Origin of the sequence: Streptosporangium sp. NPDC002524, from assembly GCF_040295985.1 — a bacterium.
Lineage (GTDB): Bacteria > Actinomycetota > Actinomycetes > Streptosporangiales > Streptosporangiaceae > Streptosporangium.
Genome location: NZ_JBEOWK010000048.1, coordinates 19945 through 34341 on the forward strand (window position 1 = coordinate 19945; position 14397 = coordinate 34341).

The 14397-nt window shown below is 70.8% G+C and carries 12 protein-coding genes; 5 read left to right on the plus strand and 7 right to left on the minus strand.

The window, feature by feature from the left end:
* Positions 1–142 precede the first annotated feature (142 nt).
* The gene (locus tag ABT053_RS42045) at positions 143–871 is read left to right on the plus strand and encodes a DUF8817 family protein (RefSeq protein WP_350977516.1); all 729 of its coding nucleotides are present in this window, start codon (positions 143–145) and stop codon (positions 869–871) included.
* 199 nt (positions 872–1070) lie between these two features.
* Here ABT053_RS42045 and sigJ read toward each other — a convergent pair whose 3' ends face one another.
* On the minus strand, positions 1071–1955 hold the full coding sequence (sigJ, locus tag ABT053_RS42050) for an RNA polymerase sigma factor SigJ (protein WP_350977517.1): 885 nt from the start codon (positions 1953–1955) through the stop codon (positions 1071–1073).
* Between the two features lie 107 nt (positions 1956–2062).
* On the opposite strand from sigJ, the gene ABT053_RS42055 reads away from it, so the two are divergent.
* Positions 2063–2833 (plus strand): SDR family oxidoreductase, encoded by a 771-nt coding sequence (locus ABT053_RS42055; protein WP_350977518.1) that lies wholly within the window; start codon positions 2063–2065, stop codon positions 2831–2833.
* A 176-nt stretch (positions 2834–3009) separates the two neighbouring features.
* Here the strand turns inward: ABT053_RS42055 and ABT053_RS42060 are convergent, their stop codons facing one another.
* Complete coding sequence (locus tag ABT053_RS42060) at positions 3010–3222, minus strand: DUF4287 domain-containing protein (protein WP_350977521.1); 213 nt, start codon at positions 3220–3222, stop codon at positions 3010–3012.
* 161 nt (positions 3223–3383) lie between these two features.
* Between ABT053_RS42060 and ABT053_RS42065 the strand changes: the two genes are divergently transcribed.
* Positions 3384–4232, plus strand: a complete 849-nt coding sequence (locus ABT053_RS42065; RefSeq protein ID WP_502991972.1) for an SAM-dependent methyltransferase — start codon at positions 3384–3386, stop codon at positions 4230–4232.
* Between the two features lie 69 nt (positions 4233–4301).
* Here ABT053_RS42065 and ABT053_RS42070 read toward each other — a convergent pair whose 3' ends face one another.
* On the minus strand, positions 4302–5738 hold the full coding sequence (locus ABT053_RS42070) for an FAD-dependent oxidoreductase (RefSeq protein WP_350977523.1): 1437 nt from the start codon (positions 5736–5738) through the stop codon (positions 4302–4304).
* Between the two features lie 73 nt (positions 5739–5811).
* Between ABT053_RS42070 and ABT053_RS42075 the strand changes: the two genes are divergently transcribed.
* Complete coding sequence (locus ABT053_RS42075; RefSeq protein WP_350977526.1) at positions 5812–6732, plus strand: cupin domain-containing protein; 921 nt, start codon at positions 5812–5814, stop codon at positions 6730–6732.
* Between the two features lie 541 nt (positions 6733–7273).
* Here the strand turns inward: ABT053_RS42075 and ABT053_RS42080 are convergent.
* Positions 7274–8869 carry a sulfatase family protein gene (locus tag ABT053_RS42080; RefSeq protein WP_350977529.1) on the minus strand — a complete coding sequence of 532 codons (1596 nt, stop codon included), beginning with the start codon at positions 8867–8869 and terminating at the stop codon, positions 7274–7276.
* 574 nt (positions 8870–9443) lie between these two features.
* Here ABT053_RS42080 and ABT053_RS42085 point away from each other — a divergent pair.
* Complete coding sequence (locus ABT053_RS42085; protein ID WP_350977532.1) at positions 9444–9809, plus strand: molybdopterin-dependent oxidoreductase; 366 nt, start codon at positions 9444–9446, stop codon at positions 9807–9809.
* 230 nt (positions 9810–10039) lie between these two features.
* Here the strand turns inward: ABT053_RS42085 and efeB are convergent, their stop codons facing one another.
* Genes efeB through efeU form a run of 3 tightly spaced genes read right to left on the minus strand, consistent with a single transcriptional unit; the run spans position 10040 to position 13497 of the window.
* Entirely contained in the window at positions 10040–11293 is a 1254-nt protein-coding gene (gene efeB / locus ABT053_RS42090) for an iron uptake transporter deferrochelatase/peroxidase subunit (protein ID WP_350977534.1), read from the minus strand.
* A 29-nt stretch (positions 11294–11322) separates the two neighbouring features.
* Positions 11323–12474, minus strand: a complete 1152-nt coding sequence (gene efeO, locus ABT053_RS42095; protein WP_350977537.1) for an iron uptake system protein EfeO — start codon at positions 12472–12474, stop codon at positions 11323–11325.
* 21 nt (positions 12475–12495) lie between these two features.
* Positions 12496–13497 (minus strand): iron uptake transporter permease EfeU, encoded by a 1002-nt coding sequence (gene efeU, locus ABT053_RS42100; protein ID WP_350977539.1) that lies wholly within the window; start codon positions 13495–13497, stop codon positions 12496–12498.
* Positions 13498–14397: the final 900 nt, after the last annotated feature.

Genomic DNA, 14397 nt, shown 5'->3' on the forward strand with positions numbered 1-14397 from the left:
GGGTGGGCACGCCGGGATACGGATTCCCGCCCCCTGTGGCTTGAACAGGCATCACAGATGCCCGATCCACAGTGGAACGATCCATATGCGAGGTTCACCACAGGGTGCGAGCATCGCCGGACGACCCGAAAGGTGGCATGACGTGAGTGAGATCGCGGTTCGGCCGAACGAGACGACGGTGCCGTTGATGCCGTGCGCCTCGGTGGAGGAGACCTTGGCGTTCTACGAGGCGCTGGGGTTCCGGGCGACGTACAAGCAGAGCAGGCCCTACGTCTACCTGGCACTGCGGTGGAGCGGGTTCCAGCTGGACTTCGGCCCGGCGCCCGAAGGGCTGGATCCGGCCCGGGAGGAGTCGGGAGGCTGCCTGGTCATGGTCGACGCCGTGGCGCCGTACCATGCGGCGTTCGTCGCGGCGATGCGGCGGGTCCACGGCAAGGTGCTCGGTTCGGGCCTGCCGCGGATCACCCGCTACCGGCCGGGCGCGTCCCGGTTCACGCTGATCGATCCGTCCGGGAACTCGATCATATTCATCCAGCGTGACGAGCCCGCCGAGCTGGAGTACGGCGGCTCAAAAAAGCTGACGGGCCTGGCCAGGGCGCTCGACAACGCCCGGATCCTGCGCGAGTTCAAGAACGACGACCTGCAGGCCTTTCGCGCGCTCAAGTCGGCGGTGCGCAGGCACGGCGCGGACGCCCCGGTGGTCGAGCGGGCCATCGCCCTGTGCCACCTCGTCGACCTGGCCATGGTCCTCGGCGAGCCCGCCGATCCATGGAGCGCCGATTTACGTGGTCTGGAACTCACCACCGGCGACAGGCGGCGTATCGAGTCGGAGCTCGGGCATCTCCCCGGGCTTCAGGAGTGGCTTCCGTGAAAGGGGCGGGCGCCACTTCGCGATCGGTCACCCACCACGTGGTGACGCGATGGATCCGCCGGGAACACGGGCCCTTTCGACCTGTCGCCACAGGTGAGCGGTGCGTCCGTGTCGCCGTGAGGTCGTTTCCCGGGAGGCCCGCCGGGGACGCCTGCCGACCCCGAAGTAGCGGCGGGCACGCCCGCCCTGGCGGCGGCACTCAGTCGTCGAGGACCGCCAGGTCGAGCCGGCTCAGGCGTTCGGGATCGGACAGCACGTCGACGGCGAGGATCATGCCGCCCGTGACGGTGAAGGCCATGACGGACAACGGCCGCCCGTGCGCGGCGACGACGACCCCGGCGGCCCCGTTGACCAGTGCCGGTCGCGCGAACGGGGAGAGCCGTCCGAAGGTGAGCGCCTGCTCGGCCACGGTCCGCGCACCGGTGATCACGACCGTGTGGCGGGCCCGCGCGACGCCGCCGTCGGACCGGAGCACGACGCCGGGGTGGAGCACGGTGACGAGCGCGTCGAAGTCGCCGTCGCGGGCGGCGGCGAAGAACGCGTCGACGACCTCACGCTGGCGGGCGAGATCGGGGTCGGGAACCGGGGCCTGCCCGCGTACCCGGCGGCGGGCGCGGCTCGCGAGCTGCCGCGCCGCGGCCGGGGACCGCTCGACCATCGGAGCGATCTCCTCGAACGGCACCGCGAACATGTCGTGCAGCACGAACGCGAGCCGTTCGGCCGGTGACAGGGTCTCCAGCACCACCAGCAGCGCGAGCCCGACCGAGTCGGCCAGCAACGCCTCGTGCTCGGGGTCTCCCCCGTTCTCGTGGCCGACGATCGGATCGGGGACGCGCGTCTCGAAGGGTTCCTCGCGCCGCTGTTCGCGCGAGCGCAGCACGTTCAGGCACACGCGCGCCACCACCGTCGTCAGCCACGCGCCGAGGTTCTCCACGCCGCCGGTGTCGGCGCGGCCGAGGCGCAGCCAGGCGTCCTGGACGGCGTCGTCGGCCTCGCTCACCGAGCCGAGCATCCGGTAGGCCACCGCCCGCAGACGGAGCCGGTGTTCCTCGAAACGCTCCGTCAGCCATTCGCGCTCGTCCACCCGTCACGTTCCTTCCTCGCGAAGTGTCGTAACGGTAGACCCGCGGAACCCGGCCGATGTGACCGGAGGACCGGTTCTCCGACCGAAACGAAGAGCCTGGAGAAATCATGACGTCAGCCATCCTGCTCACCGGCGGCACGGGCACGCTCGGGCGCCTCGTCGTGCCGCTCCTGCGAGACGCCGGCCGTGCGGTGCGGGTGCTCAGCAGGAACGGCCACGAACCCGGGGACGGCGTCGAGTACGTGACCGGTGACCTGCTCAAGGACGAGGGGGTCGAGGCCGCGGTGGACGGGGCGGAGACCGTCCTGCACCTCGCGGGCGGCCCCAGGGGTGACGACGAGGCGACCCGGAACCTGGTGCGGGCCGCGTCGCGCGCCGGGGTACGGCACCTGGTGTACATCTCGGTCATCGGGGCGGACCGGGTTCCGCTGGGCTATTTCAGGTCCAAGCTGGGCGCGGAGCGGGCCGTGGCCGGTTCCGGCCTGCCGTGGACGACGCTGCGCGCCGCCCAGTTCCACGACCTGGTCCTGGACGTGGTGCGGCGGATGGCGAAACTGCCGGTGATACCGGTCCCGGGTGGCCTCCGGTTCCAGCCGGTCGACGCGCGCGAGGTGGCAGCCCGGCTCGTGGAACTGACGCTCGGCGAGCCGTCCGGCCAGGTGCCCGACCTGGCGGGGCCGAGGGTGTACGGGATGGCCGAGCTGAGCGGCGGATACCTGCGGGCGCGCGGCGGGCGCCGGTTGATGGTGCCGGTCCGGATCCCGGGAAGGGCCGGCCGCGCGTACCGGGCCGGCGAGAACCTGTCCCTTGAGGGTGCCGCCGTGGGCCTGCGGACCTGGGAGGACTTCCTGGCCGAGCGGGTTGCCCGGGACCGGTGAGAGGGCCGCTGGAAGTGCCTGGTGAGAGGGGCCGGTGAGAGAGGCCGCTGAGAGGGCCTGGTGAAAGGGGCCGGTGACGGGGCCGCGAGGAGGGGCGGTGAGGGAGCGCCGGGTTCGGGCCCTCCCGCGGCCTCTTCGGGGTCAACCGGTCGGATCCCCCGGGAACCCTGGACGGTTCACGTGCCGTCGGCCTCGGCGAGGGTGTGCGCGACGAGGGCGTTGGCGTGGCCGTGTCCCAGGCCGTGCTCGGTCTTGAGCCAGGAGACGAGCTCCATGTGCCTGGTCAGGGGTGAGGAGCGGATGAGCTCCTGCCACTCGGCGATCGGGCGGCCGTACTTCTTCTCGATCGAGGGGAAGTAACTCGCCGGGCCCTTCACAACGTCAGCCATGTCCCTAGTGTCCCATTCGCCCCGGTAAGTTCCCGCTCGATCCGCGCACGACGACGGGTCTCGGCCGGACATCGCGGAACCAAGATCATATGATTCGAGGTCATGGTCCACAGATGGGCGTAACCTCCCTGAAGGACACCGGAAGGCAGGAGATTTCCCCCATGGCCGATGAGCCGACCGTCTCGAACCCGTCATCCCGTTCGCCGGAGGACGGGCAGAGGCCCGGGATGGAACGGATCGACGCCGAGGTGCCGCACTCGGCGCGCATCTGGAACTACCTGCTGGGCGGGAAGGACAACTTCGCCGTCGACCGCGAGGCGGGCGAGAGGGTGTCCGCCGTCTTCCCCGGCATGGTCGACGTCGCCCGTCACTCCCGGTACATGCTCGCCCGCGTGGTGCGTCACCTGGCCGGGGAGGCGGGCGTCCGCCAGTTCCTGGACATCGGCACCGGGCTGCCCACCGTCGACAACACCCACGAGGTCGCCCAGCGGGTGGCGCCGGACTCGCGCGTCGTCTACGTGGACAACGACCCCCTGGTGCTGGTGCACGCCCGTGCGCTGCTCACCAGCACGCCCGAGGGGGCCACCGACTACATCGAGTCGGACGTGCGCGACCCCGAGCACATCCTGCGGGAGGCCGCGAAGACCCTGGACTTCGAGCGCCCCACCGCGCTCATGCTGATGGGCATCATGGGCCTGATCGGCGACCACGACGAGGCGCTCTCGATCGTGCGCCGGTTGATGCGGGACCTGCCCCCGGGCAGCTACCTGGCGCTCTACGACGGCGTCGACACCGACCCCGCGTACGTCGAGGCGATGCGACGCCACAACTCGGGGAGCGGCGTGGTCGCCTACACACCGCGCAGCCCCGAGCTCATCGCCCGCTACTTCGACGGCCTGACGCTGCTGGAGCCCGGCGTCGTACCGGTGCAGCGGTGGCGGCCGGAGCCCGCCCCCTGGGGCGACGCCCCCGAGGTGGCGTGCGCCGGGGGCGTCGCGCGCAAGCCCTGACCACGTCACCACGCCCGCCCACCCGAGCGGCACGGCGGGGACCGGGGCCCGGGGTTCTCGCCCACCCGCTCAGCAGGCCGGGGAACCGGCACCGGCGGATCGTTCGAACGGCTCGTCCGCGCGCACGACGGTGGCGAGTACCTCGTTGAACGCCTCGGTCGAGGTGGGGTGGTTGTAGACGGCGTCGCGGAGTTCGGTCGCCGTGATCCCGTGCCGCATGGCGAGCGCGACCGTGTTGACGAGTTCCTGCGCGTCGACGCTGAGCAGGACGGCTCCGAGGATCTCGTCCGTCTCGGCGTCGATCACGAACTTCATGAACCCGCGGGTCTCCTCGACGATGTACGCGCGGGGCATCGCCACGATCCCGGCGACGGACTCGCTCGCGATCCTCACCCGGTGCCCGGCCGCCCTGGCCTCCTTCTCGGTGAGCCCGACGGCCGCGAGCGGCGGGGTCATGAACAGGGTGCGGGGAACCGCGACACGGTCCGACACCGAGCGCCGGCCCTCACCGACGAGCTGATCGAGGACGACACGGCTGTCGTCGAGGGAGAGGTAGGTGTGCTGCGGGCCGCCGCGGACGTCACCGAGGGCGTAGATGTGCGGCTGGCTCGTGCGCAGGTACTCGTCGACCTCGACCGCCCCGCGTTCGGTCGTACGGACGCCGGCGGCGTCCAGCCCGAGGCCTCGGGTGGCCGGTGCGCGACCGGTGGCGGCGAGGATGGCGTCGGCTTCGAGGGTGTGCCGCCGCCCCTCCCTCTCGTAGGTGACGGTCGCGCCGGTCTCACCGTCGCGAACCTCCGTGACGTGCGCCCCCTTGACGATCTCGATGCCGTCGCCCTCAAGGATGCCCTCGGCTACGGCGGCGGCATCGTCGTCCTCGCGGCCCAGGATCCGTGACGAAGCCTCGAACACGGTGACCCGCGAGCCGAAGCGGCGGTAGATCGAGGCGAACTCGATGCCGATGTATCCACCGCCCACGATCGCGAGCCGTTCGGGCAGGAGCGTCGTCTCGATCAGACCGGTGCTGGTCAGGGTATGCTTGCTCTTCCTCAGACCGGGAGTGTCGGGGATGATCGTTTCAGCGCCCGTGTTGATCAGGATGGTCTCGGCGGAGATCGTGAGACGTTCGCCGCCCGCCTCGACGGCGACGGTGTGCGGGTCGACGAACACGGCCCGGCCGGTGACAACCGTCACGGTCTCGATGCCGTTCATCGCCTCGTAGTTTCCGCCGCGGAACAGCGCGGTGAGCGCCTGCACCTCCTCGACGGAGCGCTCGTACCACTCCTGCGCCGGGTCGCTCTCCCGGCGCTTTCCGGCGCGGTGGACCAGCGCCTTCGTCGGTACGCAGCCGACGTTGGGGCATGTGCCTCCGTACATTCGCTCCGACTGCTCGACGAGCACCACGCGCCTGCCGAGGTCGCCCATCGTCTTCGCGACGGCCTTGCCGCCCTTGCCGAAACCGATCACGAGAAGATCGGCGTGAAGAGTGTCGTTTGTGGTGTCCATAATTCCAGTTTCGGTATGTAAGATTGAGCTCACAAGGCTTATTTGTCTCATTTTTCCTCGCGAGCGTCTCATCATGGATTCAGTCAGTCACCTCGTCCGCCTGGCGAGAGCGCAGGCGACCCTGGACAAGCGCTGCCTTCTGGCCGGCGCGACCGTCATGGATATGCCCGCCCTGGGGGAGAGCGACGCGGCCTTCCACGTCCTGCTCGACGGGGTGTGCACGGTCGAGCTTCCCGATCGGCGCGTCGAGCTCCGGCCGGGCGATGTCGTGCTCCTCCCCCGCGGCACGCCGCACCGCGTCCGCACCACCGGGTCCGGGCCCGTTCAAGGGGTGTCCGAAACTCGCGGCGACGCGTTCTCCACCGTCCGCAGCCGGGCCGGGGAGGGCGTGATCGACCTCTTCTGCGGGCACTACTCGTTCGGTCCCGGGGCGGGAGCCATGCTCTTCCGGAGCCTTCCCCACCCCTTGTGCGTGTCCTTCGTGGAATCCGGCGAGGTGGACGAGGTCGTCCGGATGCTGGGCTCGATCATGCGGCGGGAGGCGCGGGACGAGGGGCCGGGCACCGCTGCCGTCCTCTCCGCCCTCTGCGACGCGCTGCTCGCGATGGTGCTGCGGAAGTCGGGCGGACGGTTCGCCGGACCGGCGCCGTGGACCGCCACCCACGACGAACGGATCCGTGCCGTCATCGACGAGGTACTCCGAGATCCCGGCGCCGACTGGCCGATCGCCCGCCTGACGCGCGTGGCGGCGATGGCGCGGGCCACGTTCATCCGGCACTTCTCCCGTAGCACCGGGATGACCGTCGGCGCGTTCCTCGCGCACGTCCGGTTGATGACGGCGGCCGAGCTGCTCATCGACACCGAGCACACGGTCGCCACGGTCGCCGCCGAGGTCGGGTACCGTTCCGAGTCCGCGTTCAGCCGGGCGTTCCGCCTGGCAACCGGCTCGACACCGGCACGGTTCCGCCGGAACCTCATCGGACGCACGATGTGAACGACGCCGGCGTCCACCCGACCCGTCGGCCAACCGAGCCGTCGGTCGCCCGACCCGCGCGGGGGCCGTCCCGCCTCGGGACTTCTACCGTCCCGGCCTCGAAGCCTCTACCGTCCCGGCCTCGGAACCCTTGTCGTCCCGGCCTCGGAACTCCCGCCGTTCCGCCTTCCTGTCGTCCCACCGGCCTGCCTCGGAACCCTCGCCGCCCGCGAACGTCCGTGTGCCGGTACGCCGTGACGGTGGCGCCGCCGCGTGTGCGCCGGCCACGGCCGGGTGCGGCCGGGTCCGCGGACGGCCACGGATCTGGACCGGGGATCCTTCGAGCCGCGCTGCGCGGCCTGGGCCCGACGCGTGCCCGCGGCCGCGCCGCGCTGGTCGAGGACTGGAAGACGGCCACTACTTCCGGGCCGACCGGCCGTAACCGCCCGGTGGGGGTTACGGCCGGGGCGACGGGCGATGCCCGGTTGAACAAGGCTCGGACGATCACGAGGTCGCCGAGGTCATACCGGCGCGTGTCCGGCGCGTGTGCGGACAAGCACCGTCAGCCGGTGTGTGAGGCGCTCCAGCAGTCGGCCTGACCGGGGCGGCCGCATTCGGACAGCTTGCCGAGCACCTTGGCCAGCTCGGCCGTGCGCGCGTTGTCGGGGTCGTTACGCTCCTGGTGGGGATCGGCCACGGTGTCGTAGTACTCGGGCTCGGGAAGGCCCTCGTACTCGACGTAGAGTTCGCCCGCGGTGCGCACGCCGGCGTAGCTGGGCGGTCCGGCGTTACCCTGCCCGGGGTCCTCGGCGTCCGGGTCGGGTTCGCCCGGCGCCCCGGGGTCCGGCCTGACGTGTTCGACGAGGGCGGCGTCGCGCCAGTCCTTCGGCCGGTGTCCCGAGATGAGCGGCAGCAGGCTGCGCCCGTCGCGGCTGTCGCGCTGCGCCCTGCCGATCCCGGCCATGTCGAGGAAAGTCGCGAAGAGGTCGACGTTCTGCGTGATCCTGTTGTCGACGAGGTCGCCCTGCCGTCCCGAGGCCGGGCGCTTGACCAGCAGCGGCAGCCGTACGTCGTGGTCGTAGGCGGTGGACTTGCCGCGCACGAGGCGGTGCTGGCCGAGATGGAATCCGTTGTCCGAAGTGAACACGATGTAGGTGTTGTCCCTCTCCTCGGCCGAGAGCGCCGAGGTGACGCGCTCGACCATGTCGTCGACGGACTGCACCATGCGGATCCGGTTGCGGAAGTCCTCACGCAGCTCTCTCGCCAGCTTGGTGTCGGTGCCGATGGCCTGCCTGCGGACCCAGGCCGGCTTGTCGGAGGTGTCCTCGTCAAAGGCGGGCAGCGCGGTGACGTCGATGGTGCCGCAGTCGGTGCCGCCGCAGTCGCCGCGCGGGAACTCCCCCGCCGGCCACGCCGCCTTGGGCCGGTCGCGGTACGCGGGCGGGAACCGGGGCTCCTTCTCGCCCGGCTTGACGCCGATCCTGGCATGCGGGGAGAACGGGGCGACCTGCAGGAAGAACGGTTTGCCCGGGGCGTGCTCGCGGGAGCGTTCGATGAAGTCGACCGCCCGCTCGCCGAGCACGTCCACGAGGTACCTGCCGCCGGAGGCGATCGGCCTCTCCCCGGCGCTCTCCTCCTCGACGTAACCGGTGAGCCGGTAGTTGAACTCGCTGTAGCCTCCGCCTCCGGCCACGTGCCACTCGCTCCAGCCCACCGGCACCCGGTATCCGGCGTCCACCGGATACTCGTTGATGTACTTGCCCAGGTAGCCGGTGCGGTAGCCGGCTCCGCGCAGCGCGGTGGCGTAGGTCCGGCTCTCGTGCTTCTCGAAGGCCGCGTAGCCACCCCCGTCGGATCCCTTGTTGGTCTCCACGCCGGTGTTGTGCGGGAACCGGCCGGTGAACGTCGAGGCACGCGAGGGACAGCACAGTGAGTTGGACACGTAGTAGTTGGTGAACGTCGTCCCGTTGTCGCCGAGGCTTCTGACGGTGTCCATGTACGGCAGCAGGTCGGCCGACATGTCGTCGACGAGGAAGAACACGATGTTCGGCTGCCTGGGGCGCTCCGCCTGGGCGGCTACGGAAGGGGCGCCGGAACCGGACAGGGCCACCGCGACGGCCGCACCCGCCGCCGCGAGGCGCTTGCTGAGGGTTCGCATGACTCTGGCCCTTTACAGCTGTCGGAAATAATGTCGCAAAGGACCCTAATATTTCCGCGCGGCTTACTGGCCGGTTCCTCCTGAAAGATCCCTGGGAATCACACACCGGACAGGCCCTCCCCCGTCGGACGGCGGTCGGGGAGGAGCCGCCCGCGGACCTGGCCAGAAAACGGGAAGAGGCGAGGCTTCGAGAACGGCTTCCTCCGGTAAGGACCAACGGCGGGTCGACAGAGTGGTCGTCTCACACCGGCACCGGCTTCGGGGTGATCAGTTTCGGACGCATCCCAGGAGCGCGACCCAGCCGAGGATGGCACCGCCGGGCGCGGCACCGCCGAGGATGGCCCTGCCGGGGGTGGCGCCGCGAAGGGCGGGGGCATCTCGCGGGTGGAGGCGTGGCCGCGGGGGGACGAGCGGCCGCCCGGCAACGACATCACTCCGGAGAGAGGGCTGCCGGGCTCCCACCTCTTCGGCTGACCGACCAGCCCGGTCTGGTTGTACCGGCTTCAACCAGGGAGTCCACGTCATCCTCGGGCTCACCCTGGTGTCGCCCCGGCGGCGCCCGCCGTGTCCCGGCGTGTCCCGGCGCGGCCCGCCGGCCTTCGTCGGCGGCGGTTCGCTGACGATGTTCGGCCTGTCCCTCGGCCGGACCCTCGACGGGCCGTCGCGCGGCAACCGCGCTGCTGGCCCCGCACGGCCGCGCGTACGGTCCGGCGGCGGGAGCGAGGCCCTCGTCCGGTCGCTGCAGCGCGGCGGTGTGTTCAGTCGCGCGTCCCTGAGCGCCCGGCAGGTGGCCGACCCGCGCTCACTGCCGGCACTGCGGGTCAACGGCGCCGACCTGTCGATGGACCACGGCTTCCCGGCCCGGATCATCGTGCCGGCCGCCCCCGGCGCGCACAACAGGAAGTGGGTACGCGAACTCGACTTCCGGTTGCTCTCATGACCCGCTCCGGAGGTTCGAGCGGTGGACGACCATGTATGGCGCTCCCATGACCCGCCGCAGGGGTGCGAGGGTACGCCGTGCCGGCGCGTTCTCATGACCCGCCGCGAGGGTGCGCCGCGCCGGCGGGCGGACGACCCGGTAAGCGCCCGGCCCGTCAGGCGGTCGTCACCGCGATGGCCTCGAACCACCGGTGACGACCCCCGCCCCGGCGACGCGCGAATCAGGAGAGCTCAGGAGAACAGGGCGCGGCCCCAGTAGTCGCCCGCGTCGCGTACGCCGGGCGGGCAGGCGAACAGGCCGCTGGAGACGTGCTTGATGTACTCGTTGAGGGAGTCCTTGCCCGCCAGGGACTTCTGCACGGCGACGAACTGCCGGTGCGGGTCGCGCTGGTAGGCGATGAAGAACAGCCCGGCGTCCAGGCGGCCCAGCCCGTCGGAGCCGTCCACGTAGTTGTAGCCGCGGCGCAGCAGGCGCGCGCCGCCGTTGTGGGAGGGGTGCGCCAGCCGTACGTGCGCGTCGTCCTTGATCAGGGCTTCCCCGTCGGGGCCCTTGGCGTCGAAGTCGATCACGTCGAACTCGGCCTTCCCGCCCAGCGGGGCCCCCTCCCCCTTGTTCCGGCCGAAGATCTGCTCCTGCTCGGCGAGCGGCGCCCGGTCCCACGTCTCGACCAGCATCCGGATCTTGCGGGTCACCAGGTAGCTGCCCCCGGTCATCCAGCCGGCGCCGTCGCCGGGCCCCACCCAGAGCTGCTCCCTCAGCAGCGCCACGTCCTCCAGCTTGAGGTTGGCGGTGCCGTCCTTGAACCCCATCAGGTTGCGCGGCGTCGCCTGCGCGCGCGAGGTCGACGACGTACGGCCGAAGCCGAGCTGGGACCAGCGCACCGAGACCCGGCCGAAGCCGATGCGCGCCAGGTTGCGGATGGCGTGCACCGCCACCTGCGGGTCGTGCGCGCACGCCTGCACGCACAGGTCGCCGCCGGAGATCTCCGGCAGCAGCGCGTCACCGGGCAGGTGCGGCAGGTCGGCCAGCGCGGCCGGCCTGCGGGGGGCGAGCCCGAACCGGTCGTCGAACAGCGACCCGCCGAAGCCGACGGTGAGCGTGAGCCCGGAGGCGGGCAGGCCGAGGGCCTCGCCGGTGTCGTCGGGCGGCGCCTCGGGCTGGCCGCCGACCGCGCCGAACGCGCCCGCCTCCTGCCCCTGCGTCATCCGGGCCGCGGCGGCGGTCCACTCCTGCAGCAGCTCGGCCAGCTCCGCCTTCTTCTCCGTCGTCACGTCGAAGGAGACGAAGTGCAGCCGGTCCTGTGCCGGGGTGACGATGCCCGCCTGGTGCTCGCCGTAGAAGGGGACGGGGTCGGAGGTGGAGGCGGCCTGGGCGGGTGCGGGCTCGCCGCCCGCCCCGCGCACCGCGATCGCGCCCGCTCCGGCGGCCGCCACGCCCGCGGCGCCCATCCCGAACAGCTTCCTGCGGCTGATCCGCTCGCTCATCGAACCCCTCCCCTACGGCGTACCACTCGTTACCTGGCCACCACTGCGGCGATCTTGCTGATCGGCTCGGCGAGCGCGTTGATCGCGTCCGACAGCTTCTTCAGGTCGTCCTTGGACAGCTCGGTGTGCAGCTTCCAGCCGTCGCCCTTCCGGTGGGCGCCGAGCGCGGCCTCTGCTCCGGCGAACTTCTCGTCCAGCGTCTTCACCAGCTCGGGGGCGCGCTCCTCGAGGACGGGGCGGAGTGCCTGCACCGCGGCCTTCGACCCCTGGAGGTTGGCGTCGAAGTCCCACAGGTCGGTGTGCGAGTAGCGGTCCTCCTCGCCGGTGATCTTGCCGGAGGCGACCTCGTCGAGCAGGCCCTTGGCCCCGTTGGCGAGCAGCACGGGCGACAGCTCGGCCGCGTTGGACTGTTCCACGACGGTCTTGATGTCGGCCATCAGCTTGTCGGCGACCGGCCCGTCCTCGCTCACGTCCTTGGTGACCCAGAGGTCCTTCTCGATCTTGTGGAAGCCGGTCCACTCCTCGCCCTCGGCCACGTCGTTCTCGCGGGCGTCGATGGCCGGGTCGAGGTCGCCGAAGATCTCCGCGACCGGCTCGATCCGCTCCCAGTAGGTGCGGGAGACGGGGAAGAGCTCCTTGGCCTTGCCGATGTCCTCGGCCTTGACCGCGTCGACGAACTCCTGCGTCTTGGTCAGCAGCGTGTCGCTCTGCGACTTGATGTAGCGCTTGTAGCCCGCGGTCGCGGCGGAGAGCTGGGCGTCGTCGCTGAGCGGCTTGTGCTCGCCGGTGACCTTGAGCGGGCCCCGGACGCCCTTGCCGACCATGCCGGGCTTGCAGGCGGTCTCGTAGCTCCCGGCCGGCAGCTCCACGATCACCTCGCGGGTGAGGCCGGGCACGATGTTCTCCACCTCGCCCATGACCCGGTCACCGGCGGCGTACACGTAGAACTCGGTCACCTTGCTGCCGCCGTTGGTGATCGCGAACGTCGAGGTGCCCGCGGCCACCTCGGTGACGGCGACCTTGCACTCGGTGTCGGTGGCGGCCACCGCGACGGGACCGCCCTTGGCGGGAGCGGCGGGGGCGGCGGACGCTCCGGCGCCCCCCGCGGTGGGCTCGGTGGAGCAGGCGGCGAGTCCGGCGAGCGCGAGAGCGCCCGCGGCGATGGCAAGGGAAGTACGCATGGTGGTCCTGTTCAGGCGGTTTCAGCCCGCGGGCTGCGGGTCGGTCGAGGAAGTCGGGGAGCTCGGGGGGTTCGGGGAACTCGCGGGGTTCGGGGAGCTCGCGGGGGTCTGGGAGCTCGCGGGGGTCTGGGACGCCGAGGACGCCGGAGAGGCCGGGGCCGTCGAGACCGTCGAGACCGTCGAGGCCGGGGAGGCCGGGGAGTCGGTGGTCGAGGCGGCCGGGCCGCCGGAACGCGGCCTCAGGAAGAGGACGAGCGTCGGCACCGCGTAGGCGACCCACGCCACCGTCTCCAGCACGCTCGGCTGCGGGGTGATGTTGAACAGCCCGGCCAGCAGGGCGCCGTACCAGGAGTCGGCGGGCATGACGCCGCTGATGTCGAAGGCGTAGGTGGACAGGCCCGGCAGGACACCGGCCTCCTGCAGGTCGTGCACGCCGTACTTGAAGATGCCGGCGGCGACCAGGATCAGCAGCAGGCCCGTCCAGGTGAAGAACCTGGTCAGGTTGATCCGCATCGCGCTGCGGTAGATGGCCCAGCCCAGCGCGACCGCGGTGAGCAGGCCCAGGCTGATCCCGATCAGCGGTACGGCGGTGGTGGTGGCTCCCTGCACGGAGGCGAAGAACAGCAGCGCGGTCTCTAGCCCCTCGCGCGCCACGGCGAGGAAGGCCATCACGACCACCGCGGTCGCGCCGACCTCCAGGGCCTCGCTCAGCCTGGCGCGCAGCTCGCCGGAGAGGGTACGGGAGGCGCGGCGCATCCAGAAGATCATCCAGGTGACGAACGCGGTGGCGAGCAGCGAGGTGATCGCCTCGAACAACTCCTGCTGCTGGAACTCCAGGTGGGCGACGGTGAAGGTGAGCACCGCGCCGAACGCGACCGACAGGACGAGGGCCGCGCCGACCCCGGCCCACACGAGGGGCAGCCGGTCGCGCCGGTCACTCTTGACGAGGAGTGCGACGAGCACGGAGACGACGAGCGTGGCCTCCAGGCCTTCGCGCAATCCGATGAGATAGCTGGCGAACACCGTCACTCCATAACTGGAAAGCCTTACCTGAATTAGGGCAGGGTTACCTTACTCTCCGCAAGAGGGTGAATCCACACAGGGGGTATATCTCTGAGCAGGGACGATGATCGCTACGGGCGGGCGTCCCGGCCGTTTCCCGTGGATCCTCCGGTGGATCTTCCCGCGATCCTCCTGCGCTCCTCCCGCGATCCTCCTGCGCTCCTCCTGCGCTCCTCCTGCTCTCCTCCCCCGATCCTCCTGCGGTCCTCCCGTGGATCTTTCTTCGGATCACACGTTGGATCGCGCCACAGGGCCCCCGCGGGACGAACGCCGCCTCGGAGTGCGGCCGACACCGTGGCGGCAACCACCGGCAACCACCGGCCACCGTCGGCCACCACCTGTCACCCGGCTGTCAGCCCGGTGTGACGGAAATAGATCCGATGATTAAGAGCCGCCGCGTGAACGGCGAATGACGCCCCACCTGCATGGACCGGTCCATTCACTCACCTGAGCTGGGTGTTTTCGGGAAACGAGCTACCGCCTTTTTTCGGTCCGTCTCTTAAATGTTGCGTTTGGGTGTCAGATCCTGTCAGGATGACCGCGAGCGGTCCGATGTTAAACGGCGATGACAGATACCGCTCCGCGTCCCCGGTGGCGTTCCGCCGTACACGAAGGCCGACCGGGACAGGGCCGTCGAGCTCTTCCTCGTGACGCGGTGATCGCTCGTCGTCGGCCGGTCTCACCCGGCTCCGATCCCGGCGGCGCCCGCCGACCGACGTGCCGATCCCGGCGGGCGTGCACGCACGAACAGTTCCGCAACTACCCCAAGGAGTTCACGTGGCCGTTTCGCGTCGGAGGTTCATGACCTCCGTGGTGTCCGGGTCCGCTCTCGCCGCGGTGTCGTCGTCGCAGCTACTGTCC

Coding starts and splice junctions, on each gene's coding strand:
- ABT053_RS42070 (WP_350977523.1), bottom strand. CDS start 5,738: ATGGACACCACAAACGACACTCTTCACGCCGATCTTCTCGTGATCGGT.
- ABT053_RS42065 (WP_502991972.1), top strand. CDS start 3,384: ATGGCCGATGAGCCGACCGTCTCGAACCCGTCATCCCGTTCGCCGGAG.
- efeO (WP_350977537.1), bottom strand. CDS start 12,474: ATGCGTACTTCCCTTGCCATCGCCGCGGGCGCTCTCGCGCTCGCCGGA.
- efeB (WP_350977534.1), bottom strand. CDS start 11,293: ATGAGCGAGCGGATCAGCCGCAGGAAGCTGTTCGGGATGGGCGCCGCG.
- ABT053_RS42060 (WP_350977521.1), bottom strand. CDS start 3,222: ATGGCTGACGTTGTGAAGGGCCCGGCGAGTTACTTCCCCTCGATCGAG.
- ABT053_RS42080 (WP_350977529.1), bottom strand. CDS start 8,869: ATGCGAACCCTCAGCAAGCGCCTCGCGGCGGCGGGTGCGGCCGTCGCG.
- ABT053_RS42075 (WP_350977526.1), top strand. CDS start 5,812: ATGGATTCAGTCAGTCACCTCGTCCGCCTGGCGAGAGCGCAGGCGACC.
- ABT053_RS42055 (WP_350977518.1), top strand. CDS start 2,063: ATGACGTCAGCCATCCTGCTCACCGGCGGCACGGGCACGCTCGGGCGC.